The following is an 18,056-nucleotide window of genomic DNA, read 5'->3' on the forward strand; positions in this document are numbered from 1 at the left end:
ACGTCCGGAACGGGGAGCGGAGGACGAGGAAGAGGCTAAGCTCTCCCCAGGATGTTCCTCGATTTCCTGTACGAGCTACGGGGCAGGCAGGTGCCGGTCGGGACGCAGGAGGCCGTGGCGCTCGGTCGCGCCCTCGCCGCAGGGCTGCACGACTCGTCGCTGGAGGGTTTTTACCACGTGGCGCGGGCCCTCTGCGTGCACTCCGAGGCCCACCTCGACGACTTCGACCTCGCCTTCGCCAAGCATTTCCGCGGCGTACACGTGGAGGCAAAGAAGATCGCCGAGGAGCTCAAGGCATGGCTCCAGGATCCGAAGCAGCTCCGACAGCTCAGCGAGGAAGAGAAGGCGATGATCGAGGCGCTCGACCTCGAAGAGGTGCTGCGCCAATTCGAGGAGCGGCTGCGCGAGCAGAAGGAGCGTCACGACGGAGGCAACCGGTGGATCGGCACGGGCGGGACGTCGCCGTTCGGCCGCGCGGGCTTCCATCCGTCGGGGATCAGCATGGGCGGCGGCTCGGGCGGCAAGAGCGCGATCCATACGGCGGACGCGCGCAAGTACCGCTCGTACCGCAGTGACATCACGCTCGACGTGCGCACGATCGAGGTGGCGCTGCGGAAGCTCCGCGGCTTCGAGCGCGAGGGCGCCCTCGAAGAGCTCGACATCGAGGGGACGATCGACGCGACGGCACGAAACGCAGGCGAGCTCGAGGTCGTGACGCGGCCGCCGCGACGGCCGAACACGCGCGTCCTCCTGATGATGGACGTCGGCGGCTCGATGGATCCGTACGCGCACGCCGTCTCGCAGCTCTTCAGCGCGGCCAAGCGCGCGACGCACTGGAAGGAGCTCCGCACGTACTACTTCCACAACTGCGTCTACGGGAAGGTCTACAAAACCGAGGGGTTTCAGGACCCGGTGAGCGTGCGGGACCTCATCCACGAGTGCGGCAAGCACTACAAGCTGGTGATGGTCGGCGACGCGTCGATGGCGCCGTACGAGCTGCTCGGCGCGGCGAGCTGGGGCGATGACGCAGGTACGCCGGGCGTCGCATGGCTCGCGATGTTGCGCGAACACTTCGAACGGTCCGTCTGGCTGAACCCGGATCCGCCGAGCGGCTGGTCGCACGGCACGGTGCAGGTCGTGAAGGACGTGTTCCCGATGTACCAGCTCACGCTCGAAGGGCTCGGCGAGGCCGTGGCACAGCTCGTCCGCGGCGGGCGCACGCGGCGCTAGTCCGCGCTTTTTGCGGGCAACGTGAGCCGGAAGAGCGCGCCGCCCGAGGGCGCGCCGAGCGCCTCGATCGTGCCGCCGTGTGCATGCGCGATGATGCGGCACAAGGCGAGCCCGAGCCCCGTGCCCGTCGGCTTGCTGGTGACGGAAGGCTCAAAGATGCGCGGCGCGATCGCCGGATCGATCCCCGGCCCATCGTCCTCGACGTCGACCATGACGGCCTCGCCGGCGGCGAGCGCCCGCACGACGATCCGCCCCCTCGCGCGGCCTTCGAGCGCGTCACGCGCGTTCAGGAGCAGGTTCGCGATCACCCGCTCGATCAGGATCCGATCACAGACGACCTCGAGATCCGGCGGCGCCACGCGCACCTCGATCGTCGCGTTCACGTCGAAGAGCTCTCGCTCCGCACAGGCCACGATCTCCGCGACGGACGCAGGCTCCACATCAAGCGGCTCGCCTCGCGCGAGGCCGAGGACGCGGTCGATCACCGCCTGCCCCTTCCGCACCTCGTTCTCCGCGCGGGCGAGGTGCTCGCCGAGGCGCGCTCGATCCTCCGCGTGGCGCCGCGCGAGGTAGAGCGCCGACTCGATCGCGGCGAGCGTGTTCCTGAGCTCGTGGGCCACGCCTGCCCCGAGCGCGCCTGCGATCGCGAGGGCCGCCGCGCGCGCGTCTCGATCGTTCGGATCGGATGCCGTCGTCACGGCGCGCGAGTCTAGCGCGAAGGCATAAGAAGCAAGGTCCCCCGGCGGCGGCGTGGTCCTCGTCGACTCGCTGCCATCACACGCCGACGCCGGGGGACCGATCCAAGCGAAGCAAAGGAAGAGCGCTCGCGCGCTGCGACGAGACCCTTGAGCAAGAGCCGGGCCGCGCACGCTTGCCCGCAATTCCAGCGTCCGGCCCGAGGGTGCGAAGGCGCCTCCTCTGACAACGCTGTCGCATCGGTGGGTCTTGGTGTGCGCAGGGCCCCCGCCCTGCGGGTGCCAAGGGCGGAGAAGTTCAGCCGCCCGCGAGGATCTGGTAGGCGAGCCGCGCCGCGAGCGCGAGCGAGACGAGCAGGACGACCGAGCGAATGAGCTGCTCGCCGCCCTTCACGGCCGCGCGTGCGCCAAGGACGCCGCCCACGGCTTGCGCCACGGCCATCGGCAACGCGAGGCGAAAGTCGATCCGTCCGGCGAGCGCGAAGCTCACCATCGCGGCGAGGTTCGAGGCGAAGTTCGCGACCTTCGCGTTGGCCGTCGCGCGCGTGAGGTCGTCGCCGAACACCGTGGTGTAGAGCAGGATCAGAAACGTCCCCGTGCCCGGCCCGAAGAAGCCGTCGTAAGCGCCGATCACGAGCGCGATGACCACGGCCGTCACGAGCGGACGACGCTCGGCGATCGCCCACGGCTTGGGCACGGGGGGCGGCGCTTCGGCCTTCGGCGGCGCCTTCGGCCGTCGCCTGCCGCGTGCCGCGAAGAAGACGGCGACGCCGATCAGGAGCACGAGCACGATCGGGCGCAGCACCTCGGGGCGCGCCGCGAGCAGCGCGCGCGCGCCCGCCGCGGAGCCGAGGCCGGCGGCGAGGAACGTCGGCCAGAAGCGCTTCTTGTCGACGCGGCCCGCGCGCACGAACGAGAGGAGCGACGCGCCCGAGCCGAAGACGGCCTGCCCCTTGTTCGTGCCGAGCGCGAGGCGAGGATCGGCGATCGCCACGAGCAGCGCGGGCACCGTGAGCAGACCGCCGCCGCCGGCGATCGCGTCGATCAGACCGGCGGCAAGGGCGACCGCGCAGAGGAGCGGGAGGACGAGCACGAACGCTGGGCGTTCCTATCCAAAAGCGGACGTGCTGTCACTCGGCGTCGGCCGACACGAGGACAGGCGCGCTGGCGGCGGAGGACGCCACGCGTTCCCGCCCGAGCGCGCTCTTTACCGCGGCGAGATCGAGCGGCGAGAAACGCGCGTCCGAGGCGCCGCCGAAGAGCTCCAGGCGGATGGCGCGGTGCGCCGGTGCGACGCCGCCTTCCCCGCAGATCACGGCCGCGATCTCCGACGACTTCGCCGCCCCCGAGCCCGTGATCTCCACAAACACGTCGAGCGCGACGAGATCGCCGAACAGCCCTGCACGCTCGAGCGCCGCGTGCGCCTCCGCGCCGCCCACCTCGACCTTGAGCAGGTACTTCCGCACGTCGACGACCTTGCCGATCCCCTCGATCTCACGCCGGATCGGGAGCGACGACGCCGCCATCGCCGTGCGGCACGCGGCCGCGAGCATCTCCTCGACGGTTTGCCCGGGCGGCACCACGAGCGCCGCGCGCGCGAACGCGAGCACGTACCGCGCGCCCCGGATCACACGCGAGATCGCCGCGTCCTCGGGACCGAGCAGCGCAGCGCCGCGGAACCGGAGGCCCGAGGGGCTCGCCGCGTTCATTCGCTCGACGAGCGACGCGACCTCGGCGGGGTCGAGCGCGCGTTCGAGCCGCACGTCCGCGTACTCGTCGAGGCTCGCCACGCCGAGGGAGAGCGCGGGCGAGAAGATCATGTCGGGCTTCGGGTGGAAGCCCTTCGTGTAGACCATCCGCTCGCCGACGCGCCGGAACACACGCGGAAGCTCCCGCACCACGTCGAGGTGCCCGAGCAGCGCCATCGCGCCCGTCTTCTCGAACCGGATGCGATACAAAAATCCGCCGCGCCCCTTCATCTGCGGCGCCTTCTTCACCGGCGCGGACGCCTGCTCGATCACCTCGACCTCGTCGTCCACGGGTGCCTCGACCACGGGGGCCTCGACGACCGGCGCTGCCACCACGGCATCCGTGATCAGCGGCAGCCGCTTGTTCGCGCCGAGCTTGCGGAGGAAGTCGACCCGCTCGCTTCGCATCTGCGTCATGTCGCAGGCCACGCCGCAGTCGTAACAAACGAGCCTGCGTTGATCAGAGACCGCGTCCTCCACGTTCGTGTGGTGCACGAACGTCCCCGCGACCTTCCCGCACGGCGGGCTCAACCGGTTCTGCAGCGCCTTCCGATACTCGCGCGCCAAAAACCCTTCTTCGAGGCCGACGTCGATGTGGTCCCAAGGCAAACGGGCGGTCACGGGGATCGTGTGGAGGAACCGCGTTCGATCCGTCCCGAAGTGGGCGAAAGCCTCCTCCCACACGTCGAGCCGCAGCCGATCGTCCCACGAGTCGAAGCGCGCCCCGTTCCGGTACGCGCGCTCCAGCACGTCGCACAGGCTCCGATCACCGCGCGCAAAGATCCCTTCGAGCACGCTCGCCTCGGCGCCGTGCGTCTTGAGCTTCACGTTGCGGTGGTACTTCACGGTTTGCCGCAGGAGATCTTGCTTGCGCGCAACCTCGCCGAGCGTGTCCATCGCGGCCCACTGGAACGGCGTGTGGGGCTTCGGGACGTGCGTCGATACGCTCACCGTCACCTCCACGTTCTTCTTGCCGATCTTCCGACCCACGCCGGCCGTGCGCACGCCCATCTCCACGATCCCGGTGACGTCCGTGTCCTCCTCGGTCGGCAGCCCGATCATCGAGTAGAGCTTCATCCGGTCCCAGCCGCGCGAGAAGATGCGCTCGGCCGTCTCGAGGAGCTGCTCCTCGGTGACGTTCTTGTTCACCACGTCGCGCATCCGCTGCGTGCCCGCCTCCGGCGCGAACGTCAGGCCCGTCGCGCGCACGCGCTTGAGCTCGTCGAGCAGATCGGGCTCGAGGCCGTAGGCGCGCAGGGACGACACGCTCATGCTCACGCGCTCCTTCGCGAGTTTGTCCGCGACCTTCTTGATGAGCGGCGAGATGCACGACACGTCCGCCGTGCTGAGCGCCGTCAGCGACACCTCGTCGTTGCCCGACGCGCGCACCGCTTCGAGCACCGTGTTCACCACCTGCTCGGGGTCGCGCTCGCGCACGGGCCGGTAAATCATGCCCGCCTGGCAGAAGCGGCATCCTTCCGTGCAGCCGCGCGCGATCTCGATCGACACGCGATCGAAGATCGCCTCCGGCCCGCCCGTCGGGCTCACCGCAGGGAACGGGTACTTGTCGAGGTCGACGAGCGCACGATCGATCGGCAAGGGCAAACCCTTCTCGATCGGCGCCTTCACGATCTGAAAACCCGTCTCCGGATCGACCTCCGTCCGGTAGAGCGAGGGCACGTAGACCGCGCCGAGCTTCCCGAGCGCCACGAGCCGCTCGCGCCGCGGCACGCCCGCCTTGCGCAGCCTCGCCCAGGTCAGCGCCACCTCGGTCGCCTTCTCCTCGCCGTCGCCGATCACGACCGCGTCGATGAACGCGCTCACCGCCTCGGGGTGCGTCGCCACCGGCCCGCCGGCGATGACCAGCGGATCGTCCTCGCCGCGATCGGACGAGCGCAGCGGCACACCGCCGAGATCCAGCATGAGCAGGACGTTCGTGTAGGTCAGCTCGAACTGGAGCGAGAAGCCGACCACGTCGAAGTCCCGCAATTTTCGTTTGGTTTCCAACGAAACGAGCGGAATGTTTCGGGCTCGTAGCTCTGCCTCGACGTCCTTCCACGGCGCGTAGCAGCGCTCGGCCAGCGTGCGTGGATCGTCGTTCAAGAGCTTGTAGAGGATCTTGAACCCGAGGTGGCTCATCCCGATGTCGTAGACGTCGGGGAACGCGAGACAGACCGTCGCCTCCACGCGGGACCAGTCCTTGACGACCGAGCCGACCTCGCCGCCGGTGTAACGCGCGGGCTTCTCCACGCGATCGAGAAAAGCGGCGTACGGGTGGCCATCGAGAACTGCGGGGGCTTCTGCCATGGGAAAACCTCGGGCGAAGGGTCTCTCGGGTAGCACGCGAGAACCGCAGCGAGAAGGTTCGCGTGCAGCGAACGTGCGCATGGGTGCGCCGGGTTGCGCGGGCTGCTCTTGGCGACTAGGTTGCCCGCCCTCGTGTCAAGGCGTTTTGAGCTCGTCTCAGGCTTCACCCCGCGTGGCGACCAACCTCGCGCGATCGAGGAAATCTGCGGGGCCTTTGGCCGATCGGAGACCTTCCAGTGCCTGCTCGGCGTCACGGGCAGCGGCAAGACGTTCACGGCGGCCAAGGTCATCGAGCGCCTCCAGCGCCCGACGCTCGTCCTCGCGCCGAACAAGACGCTGGCGGCCCAGCTCTACGGCGAGATGCGCGAGCTCTTCCCGAACAACGCCGTCCACTACTTCGTCAGCTACTACGACTACTACCAGCCCGAGGCGTACGTCCCCGCGAGCGACACCTTCATCGAGAAGGACGCGATCATCAACGACGCCATCGACCGGATGCGCCACGCCGCCACGCACGCGCTCCTGTCCCGGCCGGACGTGCTCATCGTCGCCTCCGTAAGCTGCATCTACGGCATCGGCTCGGCCGAGAGCTACCACGGCCTGCTCATCAAGATGGAGCGCGGCCAGGAGTTCCGCCGCGACGAACTCCTCCGGCGCCTCGTCGACATCCAGTACGATCGCAACGACATCGACTTCCACCGCGGCACCTTCCGCGTGCGGGGCGACGTCGTGGAGATCTTCCCGGCGTACGAGGAGACCGTCGCGATCCGCGTCGAGTTCTTCGGCGACGAGATCGAGGCCATCAAGGAGGTCGATCCCGTCCGCGGCAAGGTGCTCGGCACGCTCGATCGCATCGCGATCTACCCCGGCTCGCACTACGTCACCGAGCAGCAGCAGCTCCGCATCGCCATCGCTTCGATCCGCGAGGAGCTGCGCGACCGGCTCGAATTCTACGACAAAGCCGGCCGCTTCCTGGAGAAGCAGCGCATCGAGCAGCGCACGATGTACGACCTCGAAATGCTCGAGCAGATGGGCTTCTGCAACGGCATCGAGAACTACTCGCGCCACCTCTCGGGCCGCAAGCCGGGCGAGCCGCCGCCCACGCTCATCGACTACTTCCCGAAGGATCTTCTCCTCATCATCGACGAGTCGCACCAGACGATCCCGCAGGTCGCGGCGATGTACCGCGGCGATCGCGCGCGCAAGGAGACCCTCGTCGAGTACGGCTTCCGCTTGCCGAGCGCGCTCGACAACCGTCCCCTCAAGTTCGAGGAGTTCGAGTCGCACTACGACCGCGTCCTGCTCGTCAGCGCCACGCCCGGCGAGTACGAGATCCAGAAGACCGGCGGCGTCGTCGTCGAGCAGATCATCCGCCCGACGGGCCTCACGGATCCGCAGATCGTCGTCCGCCCCGTCGCCGGCCAGGTCGACGATCTGCTCGAACGCATCCGCGAGCGCGTCGCACAGAACGAGCGTGTCCTCGTCACCACGCTGACGAAGCGCATGGCCGAGGATCTGACCGAGTACTACACGGAGCTCGGCGTGCGGGTCCGCTACCTGCACTCCGACATCGACACGCTCGAGCGCGTGGAGATCCTCCGTGATCTTCGGCGCGGCGAGTTCGACGTCCTCGTCGGCATCAACCTCCTGCGCGAGGGCCTCGATCTGCCCGAGGTCTCGCTCGTGGCGATCCTCGACGCCGACAAGGAAGGCTTCCTCCGCAGCCCGCGCTCGCTCATCCAGACGATCGGCCGCGCTGCGCGTAACGTCCGCGGCGAGGTCATCATGTACGGCGATCGCGAGACGGACGCGATGCGGTACGCGATCCAGGAGACGAACCGCCGCCGCGAGATTCAGAGCGCGTACAACGTCGAGCACGGCATCACGCCCGCGACGGTCACGAAGGCGATCCTCGATCTCTCGCCGACCTCCGGCGCGCGCGACTACTACGCCGTCCCCAAGGGCGGCGCGGGTCGTGGGCCTTCCGGCAAGGACACCGCGCCGACGGGCGCCGATCTCGCCGAGCGCATCGAAGCGCTGCGCCTGGAGATGTTTGCCGCTGCGGAGAACCTCGAGTTCGAGAAGGCGGCGCGCCTGCGCGATCAGCTCCGGGCGCTCAAGGGTGAGCTCGAAGATTCGGGCGTGGAGATCGCGCCTCCGGCGACCAAGGCCAAGCCTCGGGCGAAGGCCAAGACGGGCGAGGCGCAGGCATCACGCGGCGGCGCGAAGAAGTCGAGCGCGCGTGGGAGCGGGAGCACGGGCCGAGGCCGCTACCGCTGAGCGGCGGCGGCCTTCGGGCCCGGCGCGATCTCACTCGCTGCGGCGGCGGATTGCGGGGATGTAGCGGGCCTCGATCGGCCCCTCGGCGCCCGCCGCTTCGAGCGCTTCGATGTCGGCGTGCACGCGCGACACCTCGGCGACGAGGGCCTTCATGTCGAAGCCCGACGTGCCTTCGGGTGCTTCGCGGAGCTGGTCGAGGGCGAGCTCCAGGAGCTGGGCTGCGCCGCTCGGGCTCTTGGCGCGATGCAGCTTGTGCATGGCCGTGGCCACGAGGATGAGGCCCTTCACGAGCTCACGCGCCGGGTCGGCTTCTGGCCGCGTGCGACGGAAGTCCTCCCACAGCTCGTGCGCGTCGTAGAACCTCTCCGCGGCGTATGCGTCGAGGGCGTTCTGGAACAACGTCTCCGGGTCTTTCGACGGCGGCGACACACGCGGCTCGAGCACGGGCCCTGCGCCCACGCTCTTCAGCGGCGGAATGAACGCGTCTTCCAGGTTCTTCTGCGCGAGCGAGAGCAGGCGCTTGATCTCGGCGAGGCACGTGCGCGTCGCGTCGCGGAACGTCGCGAGGTCGATGCCTCCGTGCACGTCGGGCAGCGCGTCGAGCTTGATCAACGCGCGTTCGAGCAGGTGTACCGATCCGCGGAGCTCTGCGTTGTGACGAACCTTGTGCATGGCGTTCGTCACTTGAATGATCGCCTGCAAAAACCGGCGATTCGTCTCGTTTTGCTCGTCCTGGTAGACCTGCGTCCAGATGTCGTAGGCGTCGAAATGGCAACCGGCGTGGTACGCCTCGAGGCCTCGATTGAAAGCAGCTTCACGATCTTCGTTCGCGTCGTCGGCCATGGCGGCGTGGGAGACGATACACGACCAGGTAGGGGTTTGAAAGGGCGGGTGCATGCTTCTCGCAGATCCTCTCGTCGACCGGACGGGCTCGTGCCCACGTGCATGCGCCAACCGAGCGACACCTCGGGTCTGTCCGAGTACATGTAGAGCGCCTATCCGATCCATCTCACATTCTGTGAGTCACGAAACCGACGCTGCGGACCATCGAGCGGCGCCCTCGCTTTTTACCGCTCGCCTCTCGCCTGTGTCCCGCATCGTGGATCCATCCGCCGCGCGACGCTCTCTTGGGCGGCTCCGGATCGGACAACAACATTCTTCGGGAGACTTTCATGATCGGAACGACACGAACGAGCCTGGTCCTCCTCCTTTCGGCTGCGGCGCTCGCCGGCACCGCCGGCTGTAGCGACGACGGGCCTCTCCCGCTCGGCACTTCGAGCTCGACCGGCAGCGGTGGAATGGGCGGGCTCGGCGGCATGGGCGGCTCCGGCGGGACCGGCATGGGCGGCTCCGGTGGGACCGGCATGGGCGGCTCTGGTGGCGTCGGGGGCACGATGAGCGTCTGCGGCAACGGGATCGTCGAGGAGGAGGCCTGCGACGACGGCAATTCGACGCCGGGCGACGGCTGCAACGAGTGCATCGTCGAGGAAGGCTGGGAATGCGGCGCGCCGTGCACGCCCATCTGCGGCGACGGCCTGGTGAAGGGCGCCGAGTCCTGCGACGATGGCAACAAGAACTCCGGGGACGGCTGCGGCGACACCTGCGCGACCGAGGCTGGCTACGAGTGCACCGGCGAGCCGAGCGCCTGCTGCGCGCCGCAGACCGAGATTTGCGACGGAATGGATAACGATTGCAATGGCGTCCCGGACGAGGGCTGCGATTGCGTCGACGGCACCACGCAGCCCTGCTACATGGGCCCGCCGGGCACGGAGAACGTCGGCATCTGCGTGGGCGGCAACCAGACGTGCGCGAACGGAACATGGGGCGCCTGCGTCGGCGAGATCGTCCCTGCGATGGAGACCTGCGACGGCCTCGACCAGGATTGCGACGGCACGCCCGACGACAGCATCGGCTGCATCTGCATGCCTGGCACCATGCTGAACTGCTACACGGGCCCGATGAACACCGAGAACGTCGGCCAATGCAAAGGCGGGACGCAGACCTGCGCGGCCGACGGCAAATCGTACGGCCCCTGCGTCGGCCAGATCCTCCCCGCGCCGGAGAACTGCGCCACCCCGGTCGACGACGATTGCAATGGCGCGGCGCCGGCTTGCACCGGGGCGCACGGGGTCAGCAAGGGATTCGGCGACGCCAGTGCCCAGCAGGGCCTCGCGATCGCCGTCGATGCCATGGGCAACGTCCTCGTCGCGGGCAACTTCACCGGCACGATCGATTTCGGCGGCGGCACGCTCACGAGCGCGGCCGGCATCGACGTATTCGTCGCGAAATTCACTGCGCAGGGCAACCACGTCTGGTCCAAGGCGTACGGCGGCACCGGCGATCAGACCGCCACGGGCCTCGCCGTCGACACGCAGGGTAATGCGTTCGTCACCGGGAACTTCGCCAATACGATCACCATCGGCGCCACGACGCTCACGAGCGCGGGCGCCGACGATTTCTTCGTGGCGAAGCTCGACGCCGCGGGGAACGAGCTCTTCGCCAAGGGATTCGGCGCCACCTTCACGCAGCAGTCATCCGGCGTCGCGGTCGATAGCGCGGGCAACGTGCTCGTCACCGGCGCATTCTCCGGCACGTTCTCCTGGGGCATGACGATGCTCACGGGCGCCGGCAACCTCGACGTCTACGTGGCGAAGATGGACAACGCGGGCAACCCGCTCTGGGCCAAGGGATTCGGCTCCGCCCAGAACCAGCAAGGCCTCGACGTCGCGACCGACGCCGCTGGTAACGTCATCATCGTCGGCGCAATGGAAAATGTCGCCGATTTCGGCGGCGGCCAATTCGTGAGCGTCGGTGGCGAGGACGTCTTCGTCGCGAAATTCGGCCCCACGGGCAATCACCTCTTCAGCCAGCGCTTCGGCGACGCCTCGGATCAGCGCGCCCTCGCGGTCGCCGCGGATCCCAGCGGCAACATGCTCGTCACGGGCCAGTATGCGGGCACGATCGACCTCGGCGGCGGCGTGTACACGAGTGTCGGCGCCGACGACGGGTTTGTCGTGAAGTTCGATCCGAATGGCGCGCACGCCTGGAGCAAGAGCTTCGGCGCCGTGAGCCCGCAGCGCGGCAAGGACATCACGACCGATGCCTTCGGCAATGTCCTCCTCACGGGCGAATTCTACGGCGTCATCGGCTTCGGCGGCGCCACGATCCCGGCGACCGCCATGGCCGACGCATTCGTCGCCAAGCTGAGCCCCACAGGCACGCAGGTCTGGCTCCGCGGCTTCGGCAGCACGCAAAACGACCGCGGCGAGTCCGTCGCCGTCGACGCCGCCGGCGCCCCCTGGTTCACCGGCTCGTTCGTCGGAAATGTCAATTTCGGCGGCGGCGCCCTCGCGGGCGGCGCGGCCGACAACGTCTACCTCCTCGGCCTCGCGCCGTGACGCGCGCCGACCCGACCCGCGCGTGATCCGGCCGCGGGGGCGAGCGAAATGACGCGCTCGCCCTCGCGGCGCCTTCGCGATGTGTGTGGACCTTCGGGCCTTTCGGGGCTACACCTCCCACGTGGCGAAGGATCAAGGGAAACGCGGGGGCCGGGGTCGCAAAAAGGGCAAGGAGGCCCCCGCGAAGGGCGCGTGGGGCAGCCTCGCCGCGGCGGGAGGCGCCGTCGTGGTGCTCGGCGTCCTGCTCTACGGCTCCTTCAAGTCGGAAGATCCGACGGCCGCCGTGAGCCCCGAGCCGGTCCCCGCCGTCACGACCACGCCTCCCGCCGTCACGACCGCGCCTGCGCCCGCGCCCGGACCGCAGCCCGGAAAATCGGCGAATGGTGAGAACTGGAACGACGCGCAAATCGCCTGGCAGAGCTACGAGGCCGGCATGGCCCGCGCGAAGGCCGAGAACAAGCCGGTTTGTCTCGTCTTCTACACCGCCTGGTGCCCCCATTGCCGCAATTACGCGAACGTCTTCCAGGATCCGCGCATCGTGGCGCGCGCCAAGGATTTCGTGATGATTCGCGTGAACCCCGACGACGAATCCGCGATTGGCGAGCGATACGCCCCCGACGGCTCGTACGTCCCGCGCACGTTCTTCCTCGCCCCGGACGGCGTGCTCATGGCCGATGTGCACGCGCCGCGGCCCAAGTTCCAGCATTTCTACGACGAAAGCAACCCGGCGTCGCTGCTCGGCGGCATGGACGCCGCCTTGCGCAAGTTCGCGCGGCCGATGTGAATCTCGCCTATTCCTCCGGATCCAGATCCGGACGGCGCTCCCCCATTCCGATCCCCCACCCCATCGAGTACCGCGCGTTGATCTCGCAGCGCGGATTGAACCGCAGGCTGCCTTTTTCGTCCCGCCAGCGGAACGCATCCAGCCCGAAGGGCCCGAAATAACCTGCGGCCACGAGCGCCGCGCCCGCTTGCTCCATCCCCTGCGCGAAGGCTTCCGTCTCTTCCCGGCCGATCTCCCCGGGCTTCGCGGGCCGCGTCGAGAGCCACGTCCCATCCGGCGCCGTCTCCTGCCACGTCGGCTCGCCGAACGAGAGCCGCCCCTCGCGCGACACGAACCCGTGCCACCCGAAATCGGCCACGCGCTCGACCCACGGCTCGACCACGAGCGCGCCGAACGAGCGCAATGACGCTTCGATCCAGGACCGCGCCGCGCCGTGCACCTCGTCCTCCCGCGCCCGCCGCCGCCCGCGCCCCGCGAATCCATGCGGCCTGCGCAAAAGCCAATTTCCCCCCGGCGACGGCGCCGCGAGCGCCTCGCGCACCTCGTCGAGCGTCGTCACAGCCCGCTGCCCTGGCAGCGTCGCCCCGAGCCCGAGCGAGAATCGCCGATCGTTCACCCGACGCAGCACCTCGTAGGACGGCGCCGCGGGCACGCGCGCCCCTGCCTGCGCGAGCGCTGCGAGCGCCCGCGGCGTCGGCAACCACGCCTTGCCCACGGCCCCTTCGGCGCGCCGCGCCTCGTCAGACCCACCCCAAAGCAATATATCGGTCGGACGCACCAATGCACCAAGCCGCCCCACGAGCTCCGGCAGCCGCGCCCGCGCCTCCGCCCCGAGCGTCCGGCGCGCGTCCTCCAGCTCCACCTCCGCGCCGAGGTTCAGGAGCCACGCGATTCGGGCGCCCATTTGTCGAGTTCCTGCAGAAAACCCTCCGAAAATCCTGCCCGGATCCGATCCTCGCGATTCAGCGGCGAACCCCGCATCACCATCGGCGAAAGAGGCTCCGGCAGATGCGCGCGCCACGCCTCGAAATCGAGCCCCTCCGTGAAACGCTGGAACCACCGCACACCGAAGCGCACGTGCGGCACCTCCTCGGCGCAGACGATCTCCTGGATACGCGCCCCCTCCTCGTCCCCGATCGCTCGAAATCGCCCTGCGAACCGCGCCGTATGGTCGAGGTTCCCCCCTTCGAGCCCCATCCCCATCACGGCCGCGAAATGCGCTGGCGACTTCGACCGCGGCACCCGCTCCCAGAACCAATCCCGCACCGGAAACTCCCCGAATGCGTGGCCGAGCCCCTCCATGTACTGCGCGTACATCGCCATGTGACGGATCTCGTCCCCGGCAATACGCAAAAGCCCCACCTTGAACGCTCTCGGCGCCTCGGGAAACGCGAGCAGCGCCCAGGCCATCAGCTCGGCGGCCTGCAATTCGTGATGCAGGAACGTGTGCACGAGCTGCGCCCGCCGCGCCGGATCCCGGATCGCATCCGGCCCCGGCGACTTGTGCGCGCGTTTCGCAATCTGAAGCGAGCCCGGCCTCCCGGGCCGCTCGATACGACGTACGGGCGCGGCTTCTTCCCATCCCGCGGGCACGGGCGGCGGGGCGAGCTTGTGCCCGAGCACATCGCTCGTCACGTAATCATACGCCCAGCGCTCTGCCGTCCCTTCCGGCGGGATCGGGATATCCATCACGACCGTGCTCGTCAGTTGTTCTTCATCTCCACGCCACGCCCGGGCGGGAGCGGATCCCATCGTAACGAATCTCCGACGAGTGTCGAGATCCGTTTCGGCCGCCCGCCGTCGAGCCGCATCACGTAGAGCCCTGGCCCCTCGCCCGACGTCCGCGTCGAGAAAAAGGCCACGAGCCTCCCGTCGGGGCTGCACGCCGGATACCCATTGCGCCCTTGCCCCTGCGTCAGCCGCACCATCCCTCGCCCGCGTTCGTCCGTCGACACGAGGTCCGTATCTTTGCCGACACCCACCGCGAAGACCGCCCGCACCCCGTCGGGGTGATTGCAGAACGTCGGCGCCGACGCGAAGAGCCCATCCGGCGAGATGGGTTTGTCCTCCACATAGATTCGTTGCCCGAAGCGTCCCTCGCCGGAATACGCGAGCTTGCCGCTCGGCGTGAACGTCGGCCGGAGCGCCATCCCCACCTCGCTCGCCGGCGCAAGGCTCGCGAAATCCGGGCCCACGAACATCTTGATCGTGCCCCCATCAGCGATCGACACCGCGACGCGCGACCTGTCCCGCGAAAACGCGAGCCCGTACACCGAACCCTTCATGGGCAGATCCACCGCCTGCCCGCTCGCCGTCCGGATCCGGTATTCTCCGTTCTGCGCGCTCGCGGCCCAATAAAGCGCGTCCCCTTTTCCAAACGCCGGTGCGACCGCGATCTCCTCCGTCGGCGAGACCGGCTTCGGATCATGCCCATCCGCGTCGACCGTGAACACGCGCCTGAGTTTGCCCACCCCCGCGACGAACGTCATCCGGCTGGCGAACCCGCCATTTTGGCCCGTCAGCGCCCCGATCACGAGATCCGAGATCCGGTGCGCCTCCTCGCGCAAATCCGAAGCCGGGATCAAAAACCGTTTGTCAAAGACGGCCGCGGCCCCGTTGCGCACGAAATACACCCGGGCGCGGAGCTCCACCTTGTCTTGCCCCGGCACGGGCCGCGCGCGCGCCTCCACGAGCGCCTCGACCTTCTTTTTCGCCCAGATCGACACGTCGAGCGTCTCCGCGCCCCACGCCTCCTCCGGCGAATCGTCGTCCGAGAGCACTTCGAATTCGCCCGAAAGCTCGAGATCACGCCGCGCCACGCTCCGCATGATCACGTCCTCCTCGTCCCAGCTCGACGAGGGCAGGACCGCGATCCGCGGCAAGGGCCGCGTCGCCCCGGCGACGACCACGATATTGCCGAGCAGATCCTCAGGCGATGGCGGCGCGTCCGCGGGCGCGGGCTCCTCCGCGCGCGCGCCCGGCATCATGCCGACCGCGAAGGACGAGAGGACGGTGAGGGCGAGCAGGTTCTTCTTCAATCGCATCGCTCCGGCGTGCAGGTGAAGGTGAGCGAAATCTGGCTCTGGACGATGTCCGGGTAATTCTCGGGCGGCGGCGGCAATTCCTCGCCCTTGGCGCTCTCCAGCGCGGCGCGCGCCGCGGCATCAAACGCAGCCTGGCCGCTTGAAACGATCGCGAAGCTTCCGACCGATCGCCCACCCGAGAGCGTCACCGTCGCGGCCACGCGGAACTTGGTAATCTCCTCGGGCGACAACCCCGATCCCGAGACGCGGAACCTTCGGCTGAACCAGCCCCGGATCTTCTCCCGGTAAATATCCACCGCGCGCGCCTTCAGCGGGTCCATCTCCGTCCCGCCCTTCACGCCGTCCTCGTGGCCTTTTTCATCCACGTTCGGCGGGGGCTCGGCTTTCGCAGGCTCCTCGATCGGCGTCTCGACCACCTTCGCGACTTCGGCCTCGGGCGGCGGCACCGGCGTCTTCGCCTCGGCCACCTCGATTTCCTTCGGCGGAATGGCCTCCTCGGTCTTCTCCGCCTTCGTCGAGACGAACGCTTTTTCCTCCACGCGACGCTTCGCGCGAGGCTTCAGCCATCGATCCGGCAGCTTCGCCGGATCCCGTTTTCCGCCAAGCTTCAAGGCCGGCGCCGCATCGAGATCGAGCACGGGCACCACCTTCACGGGCACGCTCGGCCCCTTGTCGATCTCCGGCGCCAACGCCGGCCTATCGAGGTCCGCCGCGCGCAGCAGCAAAAGCGCCCCGCCCTGCAGCCCCACCGCGCAAATCACGGCAAACGCGATCTCGTGGACCCGAAAATCGCTCTTCGTGGACGGCGCCGCGTCCGTGCTCACCGAACCGCCTCCCGCGCCTCGTCGGGCTCCGGCTCGACCAGCAAATTGAGCCCCAGCACGCCCGCCGAGCGCGCCGCCGCGACCACGCGCGCCACCGCGGCATACCGCGCGTCCTTATCCGCACGGATGTAGAGCTCTTTTTCTTTCTGCACCCGCGGGTTCGTCGCGAGCACGTCCTCCACGCTCGTCGTCACGTCATCCTCGCCAAAGAGGATTTTTTCCTCCTTGGTCACCGTCACGACGAGCTTCGTGTCCTTGACGGGCGCCTCCGTCGCCTCGACCTGCGGCAATTCGACCCGCAGGCCCGACGCAAGCAGCGGCGCCGTCACCATGAACACCACGAGCAGGACCAGCATCACGTCGACGAGCGGCGTGACGTTGATATCGCCGAACCCTTTTCCCCTGCCTCGCCTCGATCCGCCGGTCGACATGCCCATGGCTCCTCCCTACCCTTGCGCGCCCGGCTTCGGCAGCGCCGCCGGCACCTCGGAGACGAGCGCCACCCAGCCCTGGCTCGCCGCCTCGATCGCCGACAAAAGCGCGTCGATCCGCTTGTTCAGCGCGTTGTACGCCACGACCGCCGGAATGGCCGCCGCGAGCCCGATCGCCGTCGCGATCAAAGCCTCGCCGATCGCCGGCGCCACGACCGGCAAGCTTGCGCTCTTCGCCTGCCCAATGCGCAAAAACGCATCCATGATCCCGTAGACCGTGCCAAACAACCCCACGAACGGCGCGGCGGCGGCGATCGTGGAGAGCGAGGCCATGAGCGATCCGGCCCGCTGCTCCTGATCCACGAGCGCGCGTTTCGCCACGGAATCGAGCAATTTCGGGCTCCCCGCGCGTTTTCCGAGCTCGAGCACGACCACGGCGCCCGGGGCGTCGGCATACCGGCTCGCGGCGGCGAACAGCGCGTCGGCCGACAAGGCCTGCTTCGCCTCTTGTTCGAAGCGCCGCTCCGCGCGGCTCAGCCGGCCGAGCTGAAGCGCCTTCAAGAATGCGATGATCCAGACCATGATCGCCGCGGCCACGAGCAGCCAGACCACGACGAACACGGGCCCGGACGAATGCAGGATGAGCGAGACCGGATCCAGGCGGATCGGCGCCGCGGCAGGTTCGATCGGCGTATCAAGCATGGTGGTTCGACCTCAGTCCGCGAGATACACGTCGACCTTGCGATCCTGGGCCCAGCCTTCGTCGTCGACCCCGATCGCCTCGATTTCCCCGCGCGACGACGTCTCCACGCGCGACTTTTCGAGCCCCTTCTTGCCCAGGAAGTCCGCCACGTTGCCGGCGCGCTTCTGGCCGAGGCCGAAGTTGTATTCAGTCTCCCCGCGCGGATCGGCGTGGCCCACGAGCTTCATTCCCTTGCCGGCGAGCGGGCCCGTCGTGAAGCAGCGGGCGAGCGCTTCGAGCGCCTTCGTGGCCTCCGGCTCGAGGTCGGACGAGTCGAACGCGAAACGCGCGCGCGGAATGTCGCCGCACGCCTTCACGATACGATCCTCGATGTGCACCGAACCGGCGGTGGGGGTCGTCTTGTCCTTCTTCACGGGCGCGGCTTGCGTGCTCGCGACCTGCGGCTGCGCTGCGGCCGCGGGGTTCGGCGCGGCGACCGCCGCGGCCGTGCTCGGCGTGGCGACGGGATCCGAACCACAACCGATCGACAGCGCGGCGAGCGTGGTGCCCAACAGGGTGATGACCGTGAGACGCGACATGATTCCTCCGGCAGGACGCCCCCCGGCGCCCTCG

General features: G+C 68.7%; 15 protein-coding genes. 4 read left to right on the forward strand and 11 right to left on the reverse strand.

All coding sequences use genetic code 11. The annotated features are described in order from the left end of the window. Positions 1-51: 51 nt before the first annotated feature. The gene (locus POL67_RS46630; RefSeq protein WP_271928118.1) at positions 52-1,230 is read left to right on the forward strand and encodes a vWA domain-containing protein; all 1,179 of its coding nucleotides are present in this window, start codon (positions 52-54) and stop codon (positions 1,228-1,230) included. Here POL67_RS46630 and POL67_RS46635 read toward each other — a convergent pair. The 3 genes from POL67_RS46635 to POL67_RS46645 all read right to left on the reverse strand — a co-directional run bounded on the left by POL67_RS46635 (position 1,227) and on the right by POL67_RS46645 (position 5,980). Continuing rightward, complete coding sequence (locus tag POL67_RS46635) at positions 1,227-1,928, reverse strand: sensor histidine kinase (RefSeq protein WP_271928120.1); 702 nt, start codon at positions 1,926-1,928, stop codon at positions 1,227-1,229. The two genes, POL67_RS46630 and POL67_RS46635, sit on opposite strands and share 4 nt — an antisense overlap. Positions 1,929-2,223: 295 nt before the next feature. Further along, positions 2,224-3,018 carry a TSUP family transporter gene (locus POL67_RS46640; RefSeq protein WP_271928122.1) on the reverse strand — a complete coding sequence of 265 codons (795 nt, stop codon included), beginning with the start codon at positions 3,016-3,018 and terminating at the stop codon, positions 2,224-2,226. A 37-nt stretch (positions 3,019-3,055) separates the two neighbouring features. Continuing rightward, positions 3,056-5,980: a TIGR03960 family B12-binding radical SAM protein gene (locus tag POL67_RS46645; protein ID WP_271928124.1), complete on the reverse strand. Its 2,925-nt coding sequence runs from the start codon at positions 5,978-5,980 to the stop codon at positions 3,056-3,058. Between the two features lie 132 nt (positions 5,981-6,112). On the opposite strand from POL67_RS46645, the gene uvrB reads away from it, so the two are divergent. Further along, positions 6,113-8,260: an excinuclease ABC subunit UvrB gene (gene uvrB, locus POL67_RS46650; RefSeq protein ID WP_271928127.1), complete on the forward strand. Its 2,148-nt coding sequence runs from the start codon at positions 6,113-6,115 to the stop codon at positions 8,258-8,260. A gap of 30 nt (positions 8,261-8,290) precedes the next feature. Here uvrB and POL67_RS46655 read toward each other — a convergent pair whose 3' ends face one another. Then, entirely contained in the window at positions 8,291-9,157 is an 867-nt protein-coding gene (locus tag POL67_RS46655; RefSeq protein WP_271928129.1) for a DUF309 domain-containing protein, read from the reverse strand. A 275-nt stretch (positions 9,158-9,432) separates the two neighbouring features. On the opposite strand from POL67_RS46655, the gene POL67_RS46660 reads away from it, so the two are divergent. Next, positions 9,433-11,658 (forward strand): SBBP repeat-containing protein, encoded by a 2,226-nt coding sequence (locus POL67_RS46660; protein WP_271928131.1) that lies wholly within the window; start codon positions 9,433-9,435, stop codon positions 11,656-11,658. A 121-nt stretch (positions 11,659-11,779) separates the two neighbouring features. Next, positions 11,780-12,442 (forward strand): thioredoxin family protein, encoded by a 663-nt coding sequence (locus tag POL67_RS46665; protein ID WP_271928134.1) that lies wholly within the window; start codon positions 11,780-11,782, stop codon positions 12,440-12,442. A gap of 7 nt (positions 12,443-12,449) precedes the next feature. Here the strand turns inward: POL67_RS46665 and POL67_RS46670 are convergent, their stop codons facing one another. From POL67_RS46670 to POL67_RS46700, 7 genes are read right to left on the reverse strand one after another with little or no spacing between them, the layout of a single operon-like run. Further along, a complete protein-coding gene (locus tag POL67_RS46670; RefSeq protein ID WP_271928136.1) occupies positions 12,450-13,346 on the reverse strand; it encodes a hypothetical protein in 897 nt (298 codons plus the stop codon). Then, on the reverse strand, positions 13,319-14,194 hold the full coding sequence (locus tag POL67_RS46675; protein WP_271928139.1) for a ferritin-like domain-containing protein: 876 nt from the start codon (positions 14,192-14,194) through the stop codon (positions 13,319-13,321). The genes POL67_RS46670 and POL67_RS46675 overlap by 28 nt, the downstream gene beginning before the upstream one ends. Then, on the reverse strand, positions 14,146-15,486 hold the full coding sequence (locus POL67_RS46680; protein ID WP_271928142.1) for a beta-propeller domain-containing protein: 1,341 nt from the start codon (positions 15,484-15,486) through the stop codon (positions 14,146-14,148). Before POL67_RS46680 ends, POL67_RS46675 begins: the two co-directional genes overlap by 49 nt. Next, positions 15,477-16,310, reverse strand: a complete 834-nt coding sequence (locus POL67_RS46685; RefSeq protein ID WP_271928145.1) for a TonB C-terminal domain-containing protein — start codon at positions 16,308-16,310, stop codon at positions 15,477-15,479. The genes POL67_RS46680 and POL67_RS46685 overlap by 10 nt, the downstream gene beginning before the upstream one ends. Next, positions 16,307-16,747 carry a biopolymer transporter ExbD gene (locus POL67_RS46690; RefSeq protein WP_271928148.1) on the reverse strand — a complete coding sequence of 147 codons (441 nt, stop codon included), beginning with the start codon at positions 16,745-16,747 and terminating at the stop codon, positions 16,307-16,309. The genes POL67_RS46685 and POL67_RS46690 overlap by 4 nt, the downstream gene beginning before the upstream one ends. Before the next feature lie 9 nt (positions 16,748-16,756). Beyond that, entirely contained in the window at positions 16,757-17,443 is a 687-nt protein-coding gene (locus POL67_RS46695; protein WP_271928151.1) for a MotA/TolQ/ExbB proton channel family protein, read from the reverse strand. Between the two features lie 12 nt (positions 17,444-17,455). Further along, positions 17,456-18,022 (reverse strand): OmpA family protein, encoded by a 567-nt coding sequence (locus POL67_RS46700; RefSeq protein ID WP_271928154.1) that lies wholly within the window; start codon positions 18,020-18,022, stop codon positions 17,456-17,458. Positions 18,023-18,056 lie beyond the last annotated feature (34 nt).

It is taken from the genome of Polyangium mundeleinium, from assembly GCF_028369105.1.
GTDB classification, from domain to species: Bacteria; Myxococcota_A; Polyangia; order Polyangiales; family Polyangiaceae; genus Polyangium; species Polyangium mundeleinium.